This window comes from Helicobacter cetorum MIT 99-5656 (assembly GCF_000259275.1).
In the GTDB taxonomy this organism is placed as follows: Bacteria; Campylobacterota; Campylobacteria; order Campylobacterales; family Helicobacteraceae; genus Helicobacter; species Helicobacter cetorum.
On sequence record NC_017735.1, the window covers coordinates 413,028 to 433,195 of the forward strand.

The following is a 20,168-nucleotide window of genomic DNA, read 5'->3' on the forward strand; positions in this document are numbered from 1 at the left end:
TTGGTTTGAAATAAAATCATCAAAGCTTTTATTTTGTGTTAGAATGCTTGAAAATCAAAAATTAGGATTAACACAAAATGAAAAAAGTTTCATACCTATTGCTTATAACAAGCCTTTTTTTAAACCTTTTGAGTGCCTCTAGCTTGTATGAACGCCTTTTAAACAAAGAGACCATAAGCGTTGCGACTGAAGGCACCTACCCCCCATTCACTTACCACAATAAAGAAGGTAAGCTCACCGGCTATGATGTAGAAGTGGCTAGAGAGTTAGCTAAAGAGCTTGGCATAAACATCAAATTCCACGAAACCGCATGGGATATCATGCTTACAGGCTTAAAGGCAGGGCGCTTTGATATGGCCGCTAATCAAATAGGTTTAACCACTAAAAAGCGTCAAGCGACCTTTGATGAGAGCCTGCCCTATAGCTATTCAGGCACAATTCTACTGGTGCGTAAAAATGAAGAGCGTATCAAGGATATTAAAGACATTAAAGGCTTAAAGGCCGCTAACACCCTAAGCTCCATTTATGGAGAATTAGCCCTAAAATACGATGCGAAAGTCCTTGCAGTAGACACTATGGCACAGGCTTTGCTATTAGTCGCACAAAAGCGAGCCGACTTGACCCTAAACAACTCTCTAGCCATTTTAGACTATCTTAATAGCCATAAAAACAGCCCTTTTAAAATCGCATGGGAATCCAAAGAAAAAAAGCGTGCCGCTTTCATTATTAATAAAAACCAAGAAAAAGCCCTAGAACTCATCAACAAAGCCATGCAAAGGCTTGTGGATAAAGGGGTTTTAAAACGCTTAGGCGAGCAATTTTTTGGAAAAGATGTTAGCAAACAATAATCTGCTTTTCTTTTTAGAGCCTTTTAATATCAATAAAGAACGCCTAGAGCTATTATTAGAAGCGTTTTACCCCATGCTAAAAGCCGCTTTTTGTATCTCTATGCCCTTAGCTATCATTTCTTTTATTTTAGGCTTATCCCTAGCGATTTTTGTCGCTTTAGTAAAGATTTCACCCCCTAAACATCTTATCCATAAAATCCTATTGCTAGGCTTGAATTTCTATGTATCGCTCATGCGAGGCACGCCTTTATTAGTCCAAATTGTCGTAGTCTTTTATGGCTTACCCGCTCTTGGAGTTTATATAGACCCCATTCCAGCGGGCATTATCGCCTTTTCGCTCAGCGTAGGGGCATACGCTTCAGAAACTTTAAGAGCGAGCTTTCTTTCTATACCCAAAGACCAGTGGGAGTCAAGCCTTAGCTTAGGCTTGAGCTACTTACAAACTTTTTGGCACATCATCTTTTTTCAAGCGCTCAAAGTCGCAACCCCATCTTTAAGCAACACTTTTATTAGCCTCTTTAAAGACACTTCCTTAGCATCTGTTGTAACCATAGCAGAGATTTTTAGAATCGCCCAGCAAAAGGCTAATACAAGCTATGATTTTTTGCCTATTTATTTAGAAGCCGCTTTGATTTATTGGCTTTTTTGCTTAGTCTTAGGCGTAATTCAAAGGCGTGTAGAAAAAATCTTAAATTAGTGTTTTGATTTTTAAAGAATGAAAACATTGTATTAAAAGAGAAGTTTTGCAACTTCTCAATGATTTTAATAACAATAAGTTACTAAAATCATGCATAATAATGCTATAATAACAATGTAATTCATTGTTTGCTCCTTAAATTAAATTTAGAGAGCAAACCATCTAGAGAAGTTGCTACCTTCCTAGATGGTTTTAACTTCCCTAGACTTTTATTATAGCACAACAAGATACCACACAAGACAAGTTTTCAAAAACAACCGCTAAAGATACAAAAACAAGAAAGCGCCAAAAGAGGATAACCAAACAATATATATATATATATATATATCTTTAAGCAAAAAGCCCAGACTATTTGTAACCTTAATACCCCTATACCCCATTATTTCTCAACTATACAGGCTTTAACTCCGTATATTTAAGTTTAACTTAAATCATATTATGAAATAATTAACGCAATTACATCTACTTTGTATTACAACACCATCATACGAACTCTGATGTAACCACAAGCATATTTTAAAATCAAGTCAAGGAGTATCCATTGATAAAAAAATCTAAAGCGCTGTTTCTTAGTCTAGTCGCTTGCGCTAGTCTCAGTCATGCAGAAGACGATGGGGGCTTTTTCACCGTCGGCTACGAACTAGGACAGGTTATGCAAGATGTGAAAAACCCAGGGGGTTCTAAGCGTGATGAATTAGCTAGAGAACTTAACGCCACCACTACGAATAATATCTTAGGGAACAACACAGGGGGTAATATCGTAGGAAGCTTGAGTAACGCTTTCTCTCAGTATCTCTACACCTTCTTAGCCGCCTACCCACCAAATAAATTAACTTTTGGTGGTAATCAAAGCGGTGATCATCAGCAAGGCGGTAACACCAACGATGTTGCCGCAAACGCTCTTTTACAAGGAACCGTCGGTCAAGGAACTTGCGCGAGCGCTGGGACACATCAAGAACTCACCAACAATCACTCTTGTACAAGTGCAGGGTATTTTTGGCTTCCTAGCTTGAGTGAGAAGATCCTACAAACAATAGGTGCAAATGTAAGCTACGGCACAAACACCACTTTCCCCAACATGCAAAAGCAAATCACCTATTTGGATTCGGCTAATATCTTTTTTAATGCAGTAAACGGGGCTTTAAGCAATGCAAAGACAACTGGTGGGTCTACAAGTAATCATCAAGGCAGTGGTAGTAGCGGTAGCACTATCCCTCAAACTGCTATAACCTACCTAAAAGAGCAGCAAACCCTTCTCAATGAGGCCGCTAACCTTTTAAAAGCGGACTCTAATATGCTGCAAGCTTTCAACTCTACAATTGCAGGCCAGAGCTTGAACTCCGCGCAATTTACTGATTTAGTCCAAGCTGTTATCACGCAATCTCAGGGCGTTTTAGAAAAGCTCACAAAGAACACCGTTAACGCTAGCGCTGTTGTAAACGCTGGCATTACTTCTTTCAACCCACAAGCAACTAATAATGTAAGTAGCCGTGCTATGGGCTTGCCAAGCGCTCTTTTGAACGCTCAAAGAACCTTGCAAAAAATCAGCGCCCTAAACGCCGAAGTCAAAAGCATGCCTTATTTACCGCAATTCAGAGCCGGAAATAGCCGTGCGACAAACATCATGAACGGCTTTTACACTAAATTTGGCTTCAAGCAATTTTTTGGGAAGCGCAGAAACTTAGGCGTGCGCTATTATGGCTTCTTCTCTTACAACGGCGCGCAAGTGGGCTTCAGAGCGACTTCTAATGATGTAAGCTTATTCACCTATGGGGTCGGTGCGGATGCACTCTATAACATTTTCAGCCGTTCGTATCAAAACCGCTCCGTAGATATGGGCTTTTTTAGCGGTATGCAACTCGCTGGCGAGACCTTTAACTCTACGCTCAAAAACGACCCGAATGTGAAATTGCATGGGAAATTGGAAAGCACGCATTTTCAATTCTTGTTTGACTTTGGGATGCGTATGAATTTTGGTAAGTTAGGCGAAAAGACCAAGCGCCACAACCAGCACACCGTGGAAATCGGCGTTCAAGTGCCTACGATTTATAACACTTATTATAAATCCGCTGGAACCACAGTGAAGTATTTCCGTCCTTATAGCGTGTATTGGTCTTATGGATATTCATTCTAAAAGGACTCGCATGACAAATAAGAATTTTAAAGAAAACAGCACAACAAATAAGGAATTTTTAGTGAAAACTCTTAAACAATCTCTTTTGGCGCCTTTAAGCCTAGCCGCAATCCTCTCTCTCAGCCCTTTGTCGGCTGAAGAAGATGGTGGGTTTATGACCTTTGGTTATGAACTAGGGCAAATCGTTCAGAGCGTAAAAAATCCGGGTAAGATTAAGGCTGAAGAATTAGCCAGAGAGCTTAACGCCACCAAAACCATCAATAATAGTTTCCAAAGCATAGGCGGCAATGTGGTAGGGAATTTAGGAAATCTCTTCATGAACGAGCTCCAAAACCTTATCAATCTCTATCCAACTCTTAACAGCAACCAAATACAAAGTAGTAGTAGTGAACAGGGTTGCAATGGTGCTAGTGGCTCATCCGGTTCCAGTGGTCATCTTTGCTTCAAAGGAGACTTTGCGTTGTATGAAAGCATGGTTAGTTCTGTTAAAAACCTTGAATCAACCATTAAAGCAGACACACAGCTAGGCGTTACCACTCCAAAACTACTGGCTGCACAACTCGGTAATATCAACACGCTCAACACCTACATGCTCTATATGAACTCTTTCTTAAAAGCTAATAATACCCCGGATGGCCTTAAAAGTTTTAACATTACACAGACCCAAGAAGTCAGCTATATCATCCAGCAAGCACTGCAATTCACTGGTCCTGATGGGGATAGTGGGGTTATAGAAGCTTTCTTAAACGCAACCCTTGCCCAACAGCTCTTCAACTCAGCTAACGCAGGGAATGATTTGAGCGCAAAACGCTTTACTAGCTTAGTCCAAAACATCATCAACACTTCTGCTAACGCGCTTCAAAAAGGTGTAAACGCTGACATCAGCACCAAAACAGGCTATGAACCCTCTTGGTCTCAAGGTCAAGGCAGAAGAGGCTCTGTAGAGTATTTAGATAACACTCAAAACACTTTGGATAAAATCACCAGATTGAATAACGATTTGAAAGCCCACCCATGGCTTGGGAACTTTGCTGCGGGCAATAGCTCACAGGTCAATTCGTTCAACGGGATTTACACCAAAATCGGTTATAAGAAGTTCTTTGGCGAAGATAAGAATATCGGTGTGCGCTATTATGGTTTCTTCTCTTATAATGGCGCTGGCGTAGGTAATGGCCCTACTTACAACCAAGTGAATCTACTCACTTATGGCGTAGGCGTGGATGCACTCTATAATGTGTTCTCGCGCTCATTTGGTTCTAGAAGTATTGATGCGGGCTTTTTTGGTGGGCTTCAATTTGCAGGCGACACTTACATCACCACTTTAAGAAACAGCCCACAGCTAGTGAATAAGCCCACAACTACGAAATTCCAGTTCTTGTTTGATTTAGGGATGCGCATGAATTTTGGTATTTTGAAAAAAGATTTGAAGAAACACCACCAGCATTCTATAGAAATCGGTGTTCAAATTCCTACTATCTATAATACCTACTATAAATCTGGCGGTGCTGAAGTGAAATACTACCGCCCTTATAGCGTGTATTGGGTTTATGGCTATGCGTTCTAAGCCTTTAGGCTTAGGCGTTTTTAGTTTTTACTCTAGCCTTATTCCTTGACTTGTTTTGGGCTTACTCTTTTTGTAAGCCTATTTTTTAACCTTACCATTCACAAGTTTAGCTTAAGCGTTTTGGCTTAAAAATCTCATTTTTTACCCTCTGTTTTTCGCTCGTTTTTCATTGCTTTTTGCAGGTTGTTTGTTGATTTTGATAAGCTGTTTTTTGAGTTGCTAGAGAGCTAAGAGAGAATGAACGCTGTTTATCGTTGCTATTCTTTATAACACACTGCCATTATAATAGCCCAAAAATATTGGAGAAAAGATTGAAAAAGCACGCCCCTAAAGTAAAGGACAAATCTTTAAAAGGAAACCCTACCTTTTAGATAAAAGGTAGGAAACTCTTACAGAAATAAAATTAACACCATTTTCATCTTAGAAAAAGACAATTTGATGTATAATCCCTTGTAAGAGTTCTTGCCACTTCTCTCTCTCATGGCAAACTCCTTCATAATGAGATTTGCCCCATAATTGCAACTTATGGGACGCAAGTAATTTTATAATAGCTTCTTTTAAAATAACCTTTTTGAAATTCAGTTTGATAAGAAGTTAAGATTTTTATTGTTTCAAGGCTTAAAGATATTTAAGCACACTAATACTTTGTGTTAAACAAAACCAAATAAAACGAGAATTTAACAATGCATGCGGTTTTATTTGAGAAGTTAAGCACGCCCCTAAAGTAAAGGACAAATCTTTAAAAGGAAACCCTACCTTTTAGATAAAAGGTAGGAAAGCCACTCAGCGTTCTACTTTAATTTCTAAATTAAACCCCAGAAACGAGAATTTAAGATATAATGAACGCCAAGAGCTTTGTTTATCATGTATCATAGACATGATATGCTCCTTTTCTCAGAATTTGCCCCATAATTGTAACTTATGGGGCGCAAGTAATTTTATAATAGCTTCTTTTAAAATAACCTTTTTGAAATTGAAATCAATAATTTTTGCTTGAATAGAAAATGTCTGTAAAATTAAATTTGATAGCTCTTACTTGAATACGGCTTATAGGATGCAAATAAAACCAGAAATTAAACAGGGGCGTGTGGAAATGGATTTAAAATCCTTCAATATCAAATCTTAGCTTGATTGCAAGACTGCCACACACTTTTTAAACGACAATCCCTAGAACTGACTGAAATTTTACAAGCCAAAAACCAAAGGTCTTAGCCTTTTTTAAGACCTTTAAAAAGAGAATAACAAAGTGGCCGTATAAGCCCCATGCTCAAGGTTCTTAGAGCTACCCGTAGGCACATGGATTTTGATGTGTTTTTGACACCCATTGAGTGCATTTTCATACTTCTTAGCGAAAGAATGTTGGTGATGCTCTAGGGGTGCTACCATGCTCTTACTCAACGCAGAGCTACTTTGTTTGATAAACATGCTCTCTCCAAATAACGACTTCATTGTAGAAGCAAACACACGCTTACGAATAGCTACTTCAATAATTCCATCACTAACTGAAGAGACCCAAGGGCGTGAAGAAAACAACTTGATTTCGCCGCTACTCAAAACGCTTAGCCAAATCCCTAAAATTAATAGCTTCCTAACCCCATTGTCCTTCCTTAAATATGGCGTTTGTCTAGTTTAAAAACTAAAGACTTTATGAATTTAACTCAAACTCACCTTAAAATTTTATTAATTTTTAAAAAGATAACACCACTTTTAAAAAGAACGCCCTAATTTTAACCAGATGTAAAAAATCTTAACAACTAAACTTCTCTTTTTGTTGCTTCCTTAACGAATTACCAATAAGATGAAACAATACAATGATTATTCCAAACTACAAAAACGCTTCTAATTTATATGCTTTACGCTCTTTTTTCAAATCCATATAGGCGTTTAAAAGCGTGTATTCTTCAAAAGGTAAGGCCGCTAAACGCTCTTTAGCCAGGTCATTCATCTCTAATTCTAATAGCACAAATAAAAAGGCTTTTTGAGCTTCTTCATCTTCTTGACTTAAAATTTCAAAAAATTTAAACCATTTATCAGGAATGAGAAAACCCTGTGATTTTTGAGCTAATTGCAAATAATCGTTTTTAGTGTAATGCGCTTCTTTGCAAAGCTGTGAAATCTTTAGAGTGTCTAGGTTTAAGGATTTTTCAAAAAAGGCTTTCAAAAAATGCATAACACATTCTTTGTCTAAAAAACCTTGCAAGATATTTAAAGCCTTTAAAATCTCTTTCTCTTGGGCTTTTTGTGTGATTTCTATAAAGGCGTAGCGGCGTAGTTCTAAAGGAATTTGAGCGTTTTTTAAAGCTTCAAAGGCGTTTTTCAAATCGTTATGAATAAAAGCTTTGAAGCGTTTAGAAAAATAAGCATGCTCATAAGTTAGAGAGTGCTTGGCATGCTCTTTAGCTTCAAGGGTATTGTTTTCAATATTTTGATAATGCAAAAAGAGATTATCCACTTTTTCGCACCCACTACTTGGTGTGTTTAAATCTGCTTGCAAATCATAGCGGGCTAAAATTTGTGAGAGATTTTGTGCATGCATGTTCTTAAACTTGGTTTTTAGAAAGGTTTTTTGAGTGTCTTGGGCTAGAATTTGATTGAGCAATTTATCAAAATCCCTTTTTTCATGGTGTAGGCGGATTTTATTGCTGATATGATGCTTGAATAAAAAAATCCATGAAAAAAATGCAAACACCCCTAAAACCCCCATAAGCCATAAAGCTATAGGTAAGTTAAGGCTATAGCCCCCTAGACCTAGAGCATAAGAGTGCGAATCTATGCTATAAACAAACACTCCAAAACCGACAATAAACAAAAACGCAAAGACAATGTAATAACGCATGCACGCCTCCTATTTATGGTATGGATGCTTAAAAATAATGCTTAAAGCCCTATAGACTTGCTCGCACAACACAATTTTAGCCACTTCATGGCTAAAGGTCATTTCACTCAAACTCCATGTTTTACAAGCTTTTAAAAAACCCTCTTCAAACCCAAACGCCCCAGCGATGAAAAAATTAATATTAAGATTATCTTGTAACATTTCACTAAACACAAAGCTATCCCCACTCCTACCCTTAGGGTGTAGGGCGATATTTTGAGCCTTAGGGTTTAAATACGGCTCAAAGGCTAGAGAGTAGGACTTTTGAGCGAGTTCTTTAGAGACTTTTTGAGCGTTTGCTATAGCTTTAGGAAACAAATCCACTAATTCTAATTCGCAAGCAAATTGTTTGCATTGCTTTTGATAAACGCTCACAAGTTCTAGGGGCGAATTTTTAGCGATAGAATACACCACACAACGCATAATTATTATAAAACTCTTTTTTAAAAAACCTTTGAAGTCGTGTGCGTAGTCATAGCAATTAAATCGCTCAAAGTCTTTTTCAAATCTTTTCTATGCACAATCATATCAATCAAGCCATGCTCTAGCAAAAACTCCGCCGTTTGAAAGCCTTCGGGTAAATCAGCCCCTATCGTTTGCTTAATCACTCTAGCCCCTGCAAAGCCTATCATAGCTCCTGGTTCTGCAATAATCAAATCCCCTAAAAAAGCAAAAGATGCACTAACCCCCCCAAAAGTAGGGTCGCTCAACAATGAAATGAAAGGCAGCTTAGCATCACTCAACTTATTCAAAGCGGCACTAGTTTTTGCCATTTGCATAAGCGAATAAGTGGATTCTTGCATTCTAGCCCCCCCACTCGCTGAAACAATCAATAACGCTTCTTTTTTAGCTATGGCACGATTAATAGCCCTTACAATCTTTTCACCCTCAACTGAGCCTAAACTCCCCCCCATAAAACTAAAATCAAACACCACTATCTGAATGGATATGCGATTGATTTTAGCCTCACCGCTAATCACAGAACTAGGGCGGTTAGTCTTTTTCTCATATTTTTTAATGCGTTGCTTATAGCTCTCTTTATCTACAAAATTCAAAGGGTCGTTAGGGCGTAAGTGCTTGTCAAACTCTTCAAAGCTCCCTGCATCGCATAAAAATTCAATCCTTTCTGTGGCACTCATGCGGAAATGATAATGGCATTTCAAACACACATAATGCTTGTTAAACACTTCTTTATAATACATTAACGCATAACATTTAGGGCATTTAACCCAATGACTCGGCTGTTCGTTCTTACTTGGTGCTGTTCGCAATTTATCTATCTTAAAATTTTTAAAGAAATCTGCAAATCCCATACTTTTCCTTAATTTTGCAGTTTTATTGAGATTGTATCTAAGTTTTGCTTATAATAAAAATAAAATTAGCCTAAGAGTAAAAATGCAAGGATTTATTTTACAGATTAGAGGCATAAGAGATGAAGATTTAATCGTGTATATTTTAACTAATAGTGAACTAAAAACACTCTATCGCTTCTATGGCAAACGCCACAGCGTGCTAAATGTGGGGCGTAAAATTGATTTTGAAGAAGAAAATGATGAAAAATTTTTACCCAAACTAAGAAATATTTTGCATTTAGGTTATGTGTGGGAGAGAGAATTAGAACGCTTGTTTTTTTGGCAACGCTTCTGTGTGCTACTATCCAAGCATTTAGAAGGGGTGCATTCTTTAGATAGTATCTATTTTGATACTTTGGATAATGGGGCTAAAAAACTCTCTAAGCAACATCCCTTAAGGGTGGTTTTAGAAATGTATGCAACGCTTTTGCATTTTGAAGGGCGTTTGCAATTTGAAGGCACCTGTTTTTTATGCAATGAAAAATTAGAACATTCTGTATCCTTAGCTCAAGGGTTTGTTCTAGCACACCCAAAATGCCTTAAAACTAAAAGCATTAATTTAGAAAAAATCCAAGATTTTTTCCACACTCAAAGCACTATTTATTTAGAAACAGAAGAAGTAGAAGAATTGTGGCGCACGCTTAATTTAGGATTTTAAAAAAGGTTAAAAATGAAATTTAAATTTTTAAATATGGATAATGAGAGCGGTTTTATTCTGATTGAAAATACATTGAAGCAATTAAATATTCAGGCTCAAGTCAAAGAAGATTATATTGAATTAAAAGGCGAAAATTTATCTCAAGCTAGAGACTATATTCAGACGCTTTTTGGCTCTAATGTTGTAGAACTAGACGCTCACAATAAAAGTGCAAACGCCCTAGTAGAACGCCTAAAACATTCAGGCTTAAAAGTTGCTGTAGCTGAAAGTTGCTCTGGGGGGTTATTATCGCATGCATTCACTTCTATTAGTGGGGCTTCAAGCGTGTTTATGGGGGGAATTGTATGCTATAACGAAGAAGTCAAACACCAATTATTAAAGGTCAATGCCACGACTTTAAAAGCCTTTGGGGTTTATAGTGAAGAATGCGTGAAGGAAATGCTAATGGGTGTGTTTTTGAATTTTAAAGTTCATTGTGCTCTTGCAATAAGTGGGGTCGCTGGCCCTAATGGAGGGAATAGCGCTAATCCTGTAGGCACTGTTTATATCGGCGTTCAAAAATTAGGGGCTAAAGCCTTAATTGAGCGTTGCTTTTTTGAGGGTAACAGAGAAACAATCCAAAATAAAAGCGTAGAGCATGCCCTAAACATGCTCGCTAGGATTTTATAGGATTAATCTATTCAAGCGTTTAGATGAAAAATCTGTGTTTTAATGCAATGGCTACTATATCTAATTATCTTATATCGTTTTATCGTTTGCTAACGCTTAAAGATTTTAAAGCCACTCAAAGACCATAGAAATTTCTATTCAAGCTATCTTATTTTGCAACGAACTCACAATTTTGAGCCTTTGCATGATTTTCTACTTTTTTGCATGCTCATTAGGAGTGATTAAATCTTGCAACCATTCTAAAAGCTTGTAAAAATTTTCTTTGCTCTCTTTTTCTACCAAATCAGGATTTGAAAGCAAGTCATTTTTCAAAGCACTCGTATAGGCGATGTGTGAGCCAGAGTGTTTATTTTCCAAATCAAATTTGATTTTGTCCTTTTGGCTAAATAAATCTTCAATATTTTTGAAATTTGGCTCGCATGCACTTAGCTTAAAGACATCAATAGGGTTTTTTAACTTGTCATGGTTTTGTAAATCGTTTTTGATTTTTTCACAAGCTTTCCTCTCTCATCGCTGTCTACCAATAAGATTGCATGGGTTTCATCTTGACTTAGAGCTTGCAATATTACCTCAGTCTGTGCGTCATCTTTGCCCAAGCCATTAATGGGTAAAAACACCATGTTTAAAGGTTTCTCTTTTTCTTTTTCATAGAGCAATTTAAACACACTTAGATAATTGTAATCGCTAATGCCTTCTACAAACACGCATTTTGAGCCAATTAAATGGCGTTTTTCCACTCCCAAAGCCTTTTTGATACGCTTTAAGGAGTCGCTATCATTTGGACTGACAGATGAAAAATGATTGATATTCACATTACGCAAATCTCTATCTAGGCTTAAAATCCTTAATTCATCTAAATGGTCTGCATCTACCAAAAAGGGGTCATGCGTGCTGATAACAAAGGTAATCCCTTTTTCTTGCCCCAACTTTTTTAAAAAATTGCGATACTCTATGCGAGATGGCACAGAGAGATTAGAGCCTACCTCATCCATTAAAACAATAGAATTAGGTTTTAAACTAGAACTGCATAAAAGGTTGAAAAACAAATCAAAATACCACCTAAACCCTTCGCTTTGGTGGTCTAATTCTAAAACTTCCTCTCCACCTTTCTTGTTTCGCTTAAATAGTGAGAGTGAGACTTTTTGGCTATCTAACTTAAAATCAAATTCATAATACAAATCTTCATTTTTATTTTGAAAATACATTTGATTGAAATGCTTAGAAATTTTTTCATTGATAAGCTTTTCATACTTTCTTCCTGCTTGATTTAGATAACCTTCTGATTTATCCTTAGCCTTGATATAAGCGTTCTTTATTTCTTCAAAAGCATTTTTATTGACAGCGTTAAACAAAAGATTAAAAAACTTGCTTTCGGTCAAACCATTTGGCGTTGTCATTAAATCTTTGGAGCTAAAACTTGTTGTAGGTTTGTAATAAATGACTTGAGCGAGTTTAGAATGCAAGAAATACCCAATTTTATTCAAAGGATAATCTTTTAAAATTTTTTCCATACTCTCATAATCCACATGTGAACTTAAAATAGGCTCTTTTAAATTGATTGTGGGGAAAGTTGGGGGATTTATCCTAGTATAACTACGATTGATTTGATTGACATAATCATTTGCAAATTGCTTGAATTTGGCTAAATTCTCCTGCATGTCTTTTAATGTTGTGTCTTCATCACAAATAGTTTCTATCAACTTTTCCAACTTTTCAGTTGAATTGAGATAGCGGTCTAATTGATTAGTAATTTTTTCTAATTCCTGCTTTAATCTTGTCTTACAAACAGTCAAATTCTTTTCAAATTGTTCTTTTATGTCATTGGATTTTTCATTATCTCGATAACGCAAAATTTCATTAAAAAGTTGTAGCAGATTATCTGCATTGCTAGTGCGATTGAGTTTGTTTGTAAAGTCTTCTTGAATGCTTGTTTCCAAGTTTAAACTATTAAGCACCTTAAAACAAACGCTTTTAAGTTGTTCGGTCTCTGGAGCTAAAGAATACGAAATTTTATCATGCTCAATTTCTATACTCGCCTTATTCTCACTCTTTTTATCTTTCTTTTCTTCTATACACAACCCTAAATGTGTGATTGTATCTTCAAAGCCTAAGTAATTAGGGGTGCAATGTTTCTTAAACTCATCTAAATGCTCGCTAAAACACCCTAAAGCTTTCAACAAATTGCTCTTACCGGTATTATTCTCACCTATAACAAGAACCAAACCACCTAATTTATCGCCAAATGAATTGTTAAGATACAATCTTTCGCATTTTTCTTGCTCGTCTTTAACACCAATATTCCTAAAATTCTTAACCTCTAAAAAGCGTGTGGTTACTTCTTTGGGCGTTACATTTTCATGGTTACTTGTGGGGGGGGGGGTAACTTGTGCCTTATTTTCTTTTTCTTTTGTGTTGTTTGAGTGCTTACTCATATAAAACTTCCCTTCTTTGTTAAATTTGTCTATTATACCAAATACCAACCTTGATACAAGAAAACACTTTGTTACTTTAATGCCAAGTCAATCAAAATGTGCCAATTTTTCTTTGTAAGATTGAAGTTGCGACAAGCTCTTTGTATTGCCCCATTCTTGCGTGTCTTCAATAGGAATAATGTAACACTCGCTTGTTCTTGTGTCTATCCCTAAAATTAAATCACAATCTTTTTTAGTATATTTATAAGTGCGTTTAGGAGCGTTTCTATCAATTTGAACCCCACTTCTATAACCCCCTGTGAAATTCAAGCTCTCTCCCCCTGTGCCTTTAATCTGTATTCTTAATAATTTTTGCTTACCCCCTAAATCTACAATGGCATCATACTTTGCATTTGTAACATCTACTCTAGAACAAGGAAAACCAGCTTTTATCACTCGCCCTATAGCAATTATCTCATCAGCGTTGCCATTCATGGTGCGAAAAATCCCCTTGTCAATACCAGTTAAATTAATCACCCAAGTTTTATGCATGTTATTATCCATAAACAACCTTTTTAATTTCTAATGCTAAAGCTTTAATCACAGGCACACTCACAGAATTACCGATTTGCTTGTAGAGTTTGCTTTTAGTAACATTAGGTAAAACATAATCTTTAGTAAAACCTTGAAAATTTAAACACTCTCTAGGTGTAAGCTTTCTTATACCTTGCTTGTCTAAAATTAAAGGCACATTATGTCCCCCTGTCCCCATGTTTGCTGTGAGAGTAGGACAAAGATTATTTTTATTCTCTCTAACATAATGCCTACGCCATTGATAACAAGTATCCCTTTTTGTGATTTCTTGCTTTAAAATATCATAAAAATTATATTGCTGATAATAAAATTCATTGTCTACTTTGACTTCTAGTAAGTCCTTAATGCTTTGCGTATGGCTAACTTTTAAAGGAAAATTAAAGCGTTCGTAATGTTTTTTATCTAAAAATCCTACGATATAAATTCGCTCTCTATTTTGTGGTATTGTAGAATATTCATAAGTATTCAATATTTTATAATACACAAAATAGCCTAAATTTTTCAAAGTCTCTAAAATGAGATTTAAGGTCTCTCCCTTATTATGACGAGCTAAATTTTTTACATTTTCTAACAATAAAACTTGTGGCTTTTTAGCTTGAATAATGCGAAATAACTCCATAACAATCGCCCCCCTTTCATCATTAAGCCCTTTTTGTAACCCTGCAATGCTAAACGCTTGACAAGGAAACCCAGCACTTATTAGCTCCACATTTTCTAACTCATTAGGATTTAAACTTTTAATGTCTTGTTCTAAAAGTTTGTGTTTAAAATTAGTTCTATAAGTATTGCATGCATCTTTATCTAATTCATTAGCCCAAAGGATTTCAAAACCCACTTGTTTAAACGCACATTCAAACCCCCCAATTCCAGCAAAAAGTGAGCCTACCTTCATGTTTTAATCAATCTTTAATATCGCTAAAAACGCCTCTTGGGGGAGCTCTACCTTACCAATAGCTTTCATGCGTTTCTTACCTTCTTTTTGCTTTTCTAAGAGCTTTCTTTTTCGTGTAATATCACCCCCATAGCACTTAGCCGTTACATTCTTACCGACTGATTTTACAGTCTCTCTTGCAATAACTTTATTACCTACACTGGCTTGAATGGCGACTTCAAAAAGCTGGCGTGGGATTAGCTCTTTCATTGCCTCTACTAAAGCACGCCCCTTTTCATACGCCTTGTTTTTATCTACTATAATAGAGAGTGCGTCCACAATATCGCCCGCCACTCTCACATCAAGCTTGACTAAATTACCTTCTCTATTTTCTATAGGCTCATAATCAAAGCTCGCATACCCTTTAGTGCAAGATTTGAGCTTGTCATAAAAATCCATAACAATTTCATTGCTAGGCAACGAGTATGTGAGCATGACACGAGACTGGTTTAGATATTCCATTTTTTCTTGAATGCCACGCTTATTATTTAATAAATGCATTAAATTACCCAAAAACTCGCTAGGGGTAATAATAGTCGCTCTAACAAATGGCTCTTTGATACAAGCGATATTGTTTTCAGGGGGCAATTCGCTAGGGTTTTGGACATATTTGATACTGCCATCTGTTAAATGCACTTCATACACCACAGTAGGAGCGGTAGCGATGAGATTAAGGCTAAATTCTCTCTCTAATCTCTCTTTAATCACTTCCATATGGAGTAAGCCCAAAAACCCTACCCTAAAGCCAAAGCCTAGTGCAACTGAGCTTTCAGGCTCAAAATTCAGAGCGCAATCATTGAGCTGGAGTTTGAGTAACGCTTCTCTTAAATCTTCAAATCTATCAGTTTCTATAGGATAAAGCCCTGCAAAGACAAAGGGTTTAGCTGGCATAAAGCCTTCAACTGGCCGAGTTGTGGGTGTTTTAGCGTCTGTTAAAGTATCGCCTACCGCAATATCAGTAACACTCTTTAGCCCTAAACTTACAATACCAATTTCCCCACACTCTAAACTAAGAGTTGGAATTTTTTTCAAAGGATTTGGGTAGTAAAGCCCTAAAACACCGTGTTTTTTACCCGTTCCCATTACTAAAATTTCTTGCTCTGTGCTGATATTTCCATCAATTACGCGCACCAAAGCTAACGCTCCCAAATAATTATCAAACCATGAATCATAAATGAGTGCTTTTAAGGGGGCATTAGGATTGCCACTAGGAGCTGGAATGGTAGTGATAATTTTTTCTAATAAGTCCTTAATGCCAAGCTTAGTTTTAGCGCTCACTTCATTAGCGTTAGCACAATCAATGCCAATCGTATCTTCAATATCCTGTTTGACTTCTAAAACATTTGCATTAGGTAAATCAATCTTATTAATCACGGGTAAAATTTCTAAATCATTATCTAAAGCGATATACACATTTGCAATAGTCTGTGCTTCTACGCCTTGAGTAGCGTCCACGACTAATAGCACCCCTTCACATGAACACAAAGAGCGAGACACTTCATAGCTAAAATCCACATGCCCTGGGGTGTCAATGAGATTTAGCACATAATCTTCTCCATTAAGCGTGTAATTCAAACGCACGCTTTGAGCCTTTATCGTAATACCCCTTTCTTTTTCAATATCCATAGTATCCATAACTTGACTAGTCATTTCTCTATTACTAATAGCGTTGCATTCACTAATTAAGCAATCCGCTAAGGTGCTTTTGCCATGGTCAATATGAGCGATAATGGAAAAGTTGCGGATATTCTTCATAGGGATTTGCAAGGTTTGTTTCATTCTATTGTCCTAAATCTTTTAAAATAGCGTTAGTTAAACTTTCTGTGTCTAAGCCTAAGGATTTTTCTACTAAGGCGGTGTTTCCATGCATGACAAATTCATCAGAGATTTCAAAGCTTTTGATAGGTTTTAAGATATTTTGTTCGCTCAAAAATTCTAAAATCGCACTAGCTACCCCGCCAAGCTTGTAATTATCGCTAAAAATATAAAGCTTTTTATAGGGAGCAATCATTGAACTTAGATTTTTATCTAAGGGCTTAAGAAACCTTAAATCTAAAAGAGCGCATTCTATGTTTTTCTCTTTTAATGCAAGCTGGACTAAATGCGCTCTTCCTACGCCATTGCCATAGCCTATGAGTAGAATTTCGCCTTCTTTTTTTAATAATTCACTTTGTCCTAAAACAAATTCACTAGGTTTAAAAACATTATCTTTTAGCACAAACGCCCCCCTTGGATAGCGGAACGCACAAGGGCTTATTTGATAATCGTTCGCAAAAAGGACGGCGTTTTTTAAAGTCTCATTGTCTCGTGGAGCAAAAATGACCATATTAGGAATGGAGCGTAAATATGCCACATCTAAAAGCCCTTGGTGCGTTTCGCCATCTTCGCCCACAATGCCCGCTCTATCAATAGCGAGTTTAATAGGTAGGCTAGAAATACAAACATCATGCACTATTTGGTCATAGGCTCGTTGTAAAAAAGTGGAATAGATAGTTACAAAGGGCTTAAAACCTTCTTTAGCCATAGCGCTGCTAGAAGTTAGGGCATGTTGTTCGGCAATGGCTACATCAAAAAAGCGTGAAGGATAAGCTTGAATAAGCTTGTCTAAGCCTGTTCCGCTTGGCATTGCAGCAGTTACGCCTACGATTTTTTCATCTTTTTTAGCTAATTCTAAAAGGGTGTTAGAATACACTTCAGTGGGCGATAAAATGGCACTCTTAGATTTTTTAGACAAACCGGTATCTAAATCAAAAGGCCCTACGCCATGCCATTTTTCATATTTACCTTCAGCTTTTTCATAACCTTTACCCTTGATAGTTTGGGCATGGATAATAACAGGCTCTTTAAGCTCTTTGGCTAATTTTAAGGTTTCAATGATAGCTTCTAAGTCATGCCCATTAATAGGTCCTATATAATTGATACCTAGTTCTTCAAAAAACACGCCAGGGGTTATGAGCTTAAAAGATTCTTCAAAACGGCTTGCTAAGTAATTCACACTCTCTGGTAAGGTGTTTAAAATTTTTTTGACTTTAGAGCGAAAGGATTGATAAAAAGGGCCTTTCATAAGCTGGCTAAGGGCTTTTGATAAGGCTCCAATAGGCGTGCTGATACTCATCTCATTATCATTGAGAATGATTATCATAGGGTATTTTCTATCGCCTAGTTCGTTTAAGGCTTCATAAAAAAGCCCCGCACTAATGCTTCCATCGCCTAGCAAAGCTATAGGAATGCCGCTTTCTTGTTTTAGATGAAAAGCTTTAGCCACGCCCACGCCCAAAGAAACAGAAGTAGAACTATGCCCAGCAATGAAATAATCGTATGCGCTTTCACTGGGTTTAGTAAAACCGCTTAAGCCTTGAAATTGTCTCAAAGTGCTAAATTCTTCAAAACGATTGGTTAAAAGCTTGTGGGCGTAAGCTTGATGAGAAGTATCAAAAATAAAGGGGTTTTTCAAGCAATCAAACATCGCATGCATACCCACAATTAGCTCTACCGCTCCTAAAGATGAGCTTAAATGGCCTCCATTAGCGCTCACTACTTCTAAAATACGCTCTCGTAATGTTGCACACACTTCTTGCAAATTCTCAATATCATCAAGGTTTAAATTAAAAGTTTGTTTTTTAATCAAAACGCTATACCTTAAAATTATCCAAAACGCTTTCTTTAAGGGTTTTATAGCGATTCATTAAATTCCCATCAATGCTCCCATTAGAGCTATCAATCACAATACCCCCCTTAGCAATAGCGTCATTACTTTCTAGCTTGATTTTTGAGGCATTTTGCAAGTGTTCGTTTAAGTAGGGATAATCTAAGGGGTTAACTCTCAAATGGATATTGGTTGCATCAATGACATTTTTTAATAATTCTTCAGCTAAAGCAAGGGCTACTTTTTGACTATTTTCTTCTACTTCTTTTACTATCACTTCTTTAGCAATGTCTATTGCAATCGCACTCAATTCTTTTTCTAAAGCACTTAAGTGCTCCTGTGAGCTTTTCATTTTTTCATGCAAGGAAGTGATAGCATGTAAGAGTTGGTTTTTTTCATCATTGACGCTATTAACTAGCTCGTTGCGAGCTTTTTCTTCGCCTTCTTTAAAGCCGATTTTATAGCCATCGTTTTTAGCATTTTCAATCAAGGATTTACTCTCTTCTTGAGCTTTCTCAAATTGCATTTGCAATTTTACTAAGTGGCTTGATAACTCATCAGTCTTTCTCAACAAACAATCTATCAAATCATTTTCTACAACTTTTTTTTCCAAAAGCTCTTTTTGAGTAGGGGTCTCCAAAGAAACACCACTAGATGAGGTGCTAACTTTAAGGGGCAAGTTTGCCATGCTCTTAAACTCATATCTTTGAATATCATGCTTATCTAAATTGTCTTTTTGAATTAAATTTTCTTGACTATTCAATTACATCATCCTCCTCACTCGTTTGAATAATGCCTTTTTCTTGCAAGTTCTGCACGATTTCAATAATCTTTCTTTGAGCAATATCCACATCTTTGATTTTAACTGCCCCTAGATATTGCATTTCTTCTACAAACTGCTCTGCGGCTCTGCTACTCATGTTGCTTAAGAATTTATCCGTTAAATCTTTGGTAGAAGTTTTTAAAGCAAGAGACAAGTCTTTTTTATCCGCTACTTTTAAAATCTCTCTAATGGCAAAATTATCTAATTTCACAATATCTTCAAAAGTAAACATCATTTCTTTAATATCGCTAGCAAGCTTATTATCTACATTTTCAATACGAGCCAAAGTGGTCTTAGCACTCTTTTGACCTAGGCGGTTAAAGATTTCAGCCACCGCTCTTAAGCCACCCACTTCAATTTTATAGCTGGTAAGCGATTCTAATTTGTTTTCTAAAACGGTAGAAACTCGCTTGACTACTTGAGGCGATATATCGCCTAAATTTGCCATTCTAATAGAAATCTCTGCTTTCATTTCATCAGGAAAATAGCTCAAGGTCTCAGCTGCATTAGGGGCTTCCATATGAGCTAAAATCAATGCAATGGTTTGAGGGTGTTCATTGATAATAAAATCGGCTAGTTGCTGGGGCTTAATTTTTCCTAAATAAGCGAAGTTTTTCTGACTTTGCAAGCTCTTAGCAAGCTTATCCATAACCTTGCGGGCTTCTTCGCTCCCTAAAGTCCTAGTTAAAAGCTCTCTAGCGTATTCTAAGCCACCGGTATTGATGTATTGATTAGACTGAAAAATAGCAAAAAACTCTTCTAAAACCGCCGCACCAATTTGCTTATCTGTGCCATTTAGTTGCACGATTTGCTTAGAAATCTCCGTAATTGAATCAATGTCTAAGTGCCTTAAAATCTCACCTGTTGTGTCTTCACCTACTTGAATGAGTAAAATGGCAATTTTTTCACTCATGGTAAGTTCATCTAATTGAGCCTTTTGTTTAGGGGTAAGCTTGATTGCCATTT

General features: G+C 36.7%; 17 protein-coding genes and 1 pseudogene. 6 read left to right on the top strand and 12 right to left on the bottom strand.

The genetic code is table 11. From position 1 onward, the window contains the following. Window positions 1-77 precede the first annotated feature (77 nt). The 4 genes from HCD_RS02000 (at window position 78) to HCD_RS02015 (ending at window position 5,243) form a co-directional block, all read left to right on the top strand. Complete coding sequence (locus tag HCD_RS02000; RefSeq protein ID WP_014658946.1) at window positions 78-848, top strand: transporter substrate-binding domain-containing protein; 771 nt, start codon at window positions 78-80, stop codon at window positions 846-848. Beyond that, entirely contained in the window at window positions 832-1,545 is a 714-nt protein-coding gene (locus HCD_RS02005) for an amino acid ABC transporter permease (protein WP_014658947.1), read from the top strand. The genes HCD_RS02000 and HCD_RS02005 overlap by 17 nt, the downstream gene beginning before the upstream one ends. Before the next feature lie 541 nt (window positions 1,546-2,086). Next, a complete protein-coding gene (locus tag HCD_RS02010) occupies window positions 2,087-3,679 on the top strand; it encodes an outer membrane protein (RefSeq protein ID WP_014658948.1) in 1,593 nt (530 codons plus the stop codon). A 10-nt stretch (window positions 3,680-3,689) separates the two neighbouring features. After that, window positions 3,690-5,243, top strand: coding sequence for an outer membrane protein (locus HCD_RS02015; RefSeq protein WP_014658949.1), 1,554 nt, complete (start codon window positions 3,690-3,692; stop codon window positions 5,241-5,243). Between the two features lie 1,227 nt (window positions 5,244-6,470). Here the strand turns inward: HCD_RS02015 and HCD_RS02020 are convergent. The 4 genes from HCD_RS02020 to accD all read right to left on the bottom strand — a co-directional run bounded on the left by HCD_RS02020 (window position 6,471) and on the right by accD (window position 9,431). Next, a complete protein-coding gene (locus HCD_RS02020) occupies window positions 6,471-6,797 on the bottom strand; it encodes a hypothetical protein (RefSeq protein ID WP_014658950.1) in 327 nt (108 codons plus the stop codon). Window positions 6,798-7,068: 271 nt separating this feature from the next. Beyond that, window positions 7,069-8,079, bottom strand: a complete 1,011-nt coding sequence (locus HCD_RS02025) for a hypothetical protein (RefSeq protein ID WP_014658951.1) — start codon at window positions 8,077-8,079, stop codon at window positions 7,069-7,071. Between the two features lie 9 nt (window positions 8,080-8,088). After that, window positions 8,089-8,541 carry a 23S rRNA (pseudouridine(1915)-N(3))-methyltransferase RlmH gene (rlmH, locus tag HCD_RS02030; RefSeq protein ID WP_014658952.1) on the bottom strand — a complete coding sequence of 151 codons (453 nt, stop codon included), beginning with the start codon at window positions 8,539-8,541 and terminating at the stop codon, window positions 8,089-8,091. Window positions 8,542-8,561: 20 nt separating this feature from the next. Further along, on the bottom strand, window positions 8,562-9,431 hold the full coding sequence (gene accD, locus HCD_RS02035) for an acetyl-CoA carboxylase, carboxyltransferase subunit beta (RefSeq protein ID WP_014658953.1): 870 nt from the start codon (window positions 9,429-9,431) through the stop codon (window positions 8,562-8,564). A gap of 82 nt (window positions 9,432-9,513) precedes the next feature. Here accD and recO point away from each other — a divergent pair, with 82 nt between their 5' ends. Next, window positions 9,514-10,128 (top strand): recombination protein RecO, encoded by a 615-nt coding sequence (recO, locus tag HCD_RS02040; protein ID WP_014658954.1) that lies wholly within the window; start codon window positions 9,514-9,516, stop codon window positions 10,126-10,128. A 12-nt stretch (window positions 10,129-10,140) separates the two neighbouring features. Then, complete coding sequence (locus tag HCD_RS02045) at window positions 10,141-10,797, top strand: nicotinamide-nucleotide amidohydrolase family protein (protein ID WP_014658955.1); 657 nt, start codon at window positions 10,141-10,143, stop codon at window positions 10,795-10,797. A gap of 192 nt (window positions 10,798-10,989) precedes the next feature. On the opposite strand, the gene HCD_RS09515 is transcribed toward HCD_RS02045, so the two are convergent. The 8 genes and pseudogenes from HCD_RS09515 to fliG all read right to left on the bottom strand — a co-directional run bounded on the left by HCD_RS09515 (window position 10,990) and on the right by fliG (window position 20,166). Next, window positions 10,990-11,154 (bottom strand): hypothetical protein, encoded by a 165-nt coding sequence (locus HCD_RS09515; RefSeq protein ID WP_227624868.1) that lies wholly within the window; start codon window positions 11,152-11,154, stop codon window positions 10,990-10,992. A 95-nt stretch (window positions 11,155-11,249) separates the two neighbouring features. Then, entirely contained in the window at window positions 11,250-13,229 is a 1,980-nt protein-coding gene (locus tag HCD_RS02050; protein WP_014658956.1) for an AAA family ATPase, read from the bottom strand. A gap of 71 nt (window positions 13,230-13,300) precedes the next feature. After that, window positions 13,301-13,772 (bottom strand): annotated as a pseudogene (locus tag HCD_RS09290) (group I intron-associated PD-(D/E)XK endonuclease). Beyond that, window positions 13,765-14,694, bottom strand: a complete 930-nt coding sequence (gene dcm, locus HCD_RS02065) for a DNA (cytosine-5-)-methyltransferase (protein WP_014658958.1) — start codon at window positions 14,692-14,694, stop codon at window positions 13,765-13,767. The pseudogene HCD_RS09290 and the gene dcm overlap by 8 nt, the downstream one beginning before the upstream one ends. A gap of 3 nt (window positions 14,695-14,697) precedes the next feature. Further along, window positions 14,698-16,488 carry a translation elongation factor 4 gene (gene lepA, locus HCD_RS02070; RefSeq protein WP_014658959.1) on the bottom strand — a complete coding sequence of 597 codons (1,791 nt, stop codon included), beginning with the start codon at window positions 16,486-16,488 and terminating at the stop codon, window positions 14,698-14,700. 25 nt (window positions 16,489-16,513) lie between these two features. Continuing rightward, window positions 16,514-18,358, bottom strand: coding sequence for a 1-deoxy-D-xylulose-5-phosphate synthase (gene dxs, locus HCD_RS02075; RefSeq protein WP_041594874.1), 1,845 nt, complete (start codon window positions 18,356-18,358; stop codon window positions 16,514-16,516). A 7-nt stretch (window positions 18,359-18,365) separates the two neighbouring features. Then, complete coding sequence (gene fliH, locus HCD_RS02080; RefSeq protein ID WP_014658961.1) at window positions 18,366-19,142, bottom strand: flagellar assembly protein FliH; 777 nt, start codon at window positions 19,140-19,142, stop codon at window positions 18,366-18,368. Next, entirely contained in the window at window positions 19,135-20,166 is a 1,032-nt protein-coding gene (gene fliG / locus HCD_RS02085) for a flagellar motor switch protein FliG (protein ID WP_014658962.1), read from the bottom strand. Before fliG ends, fliH begins: the two co-directional genes overlap by 8 nt. Between the last annotated feature and the right edge of the window lie 2 nt (window positions 20,167-20,168).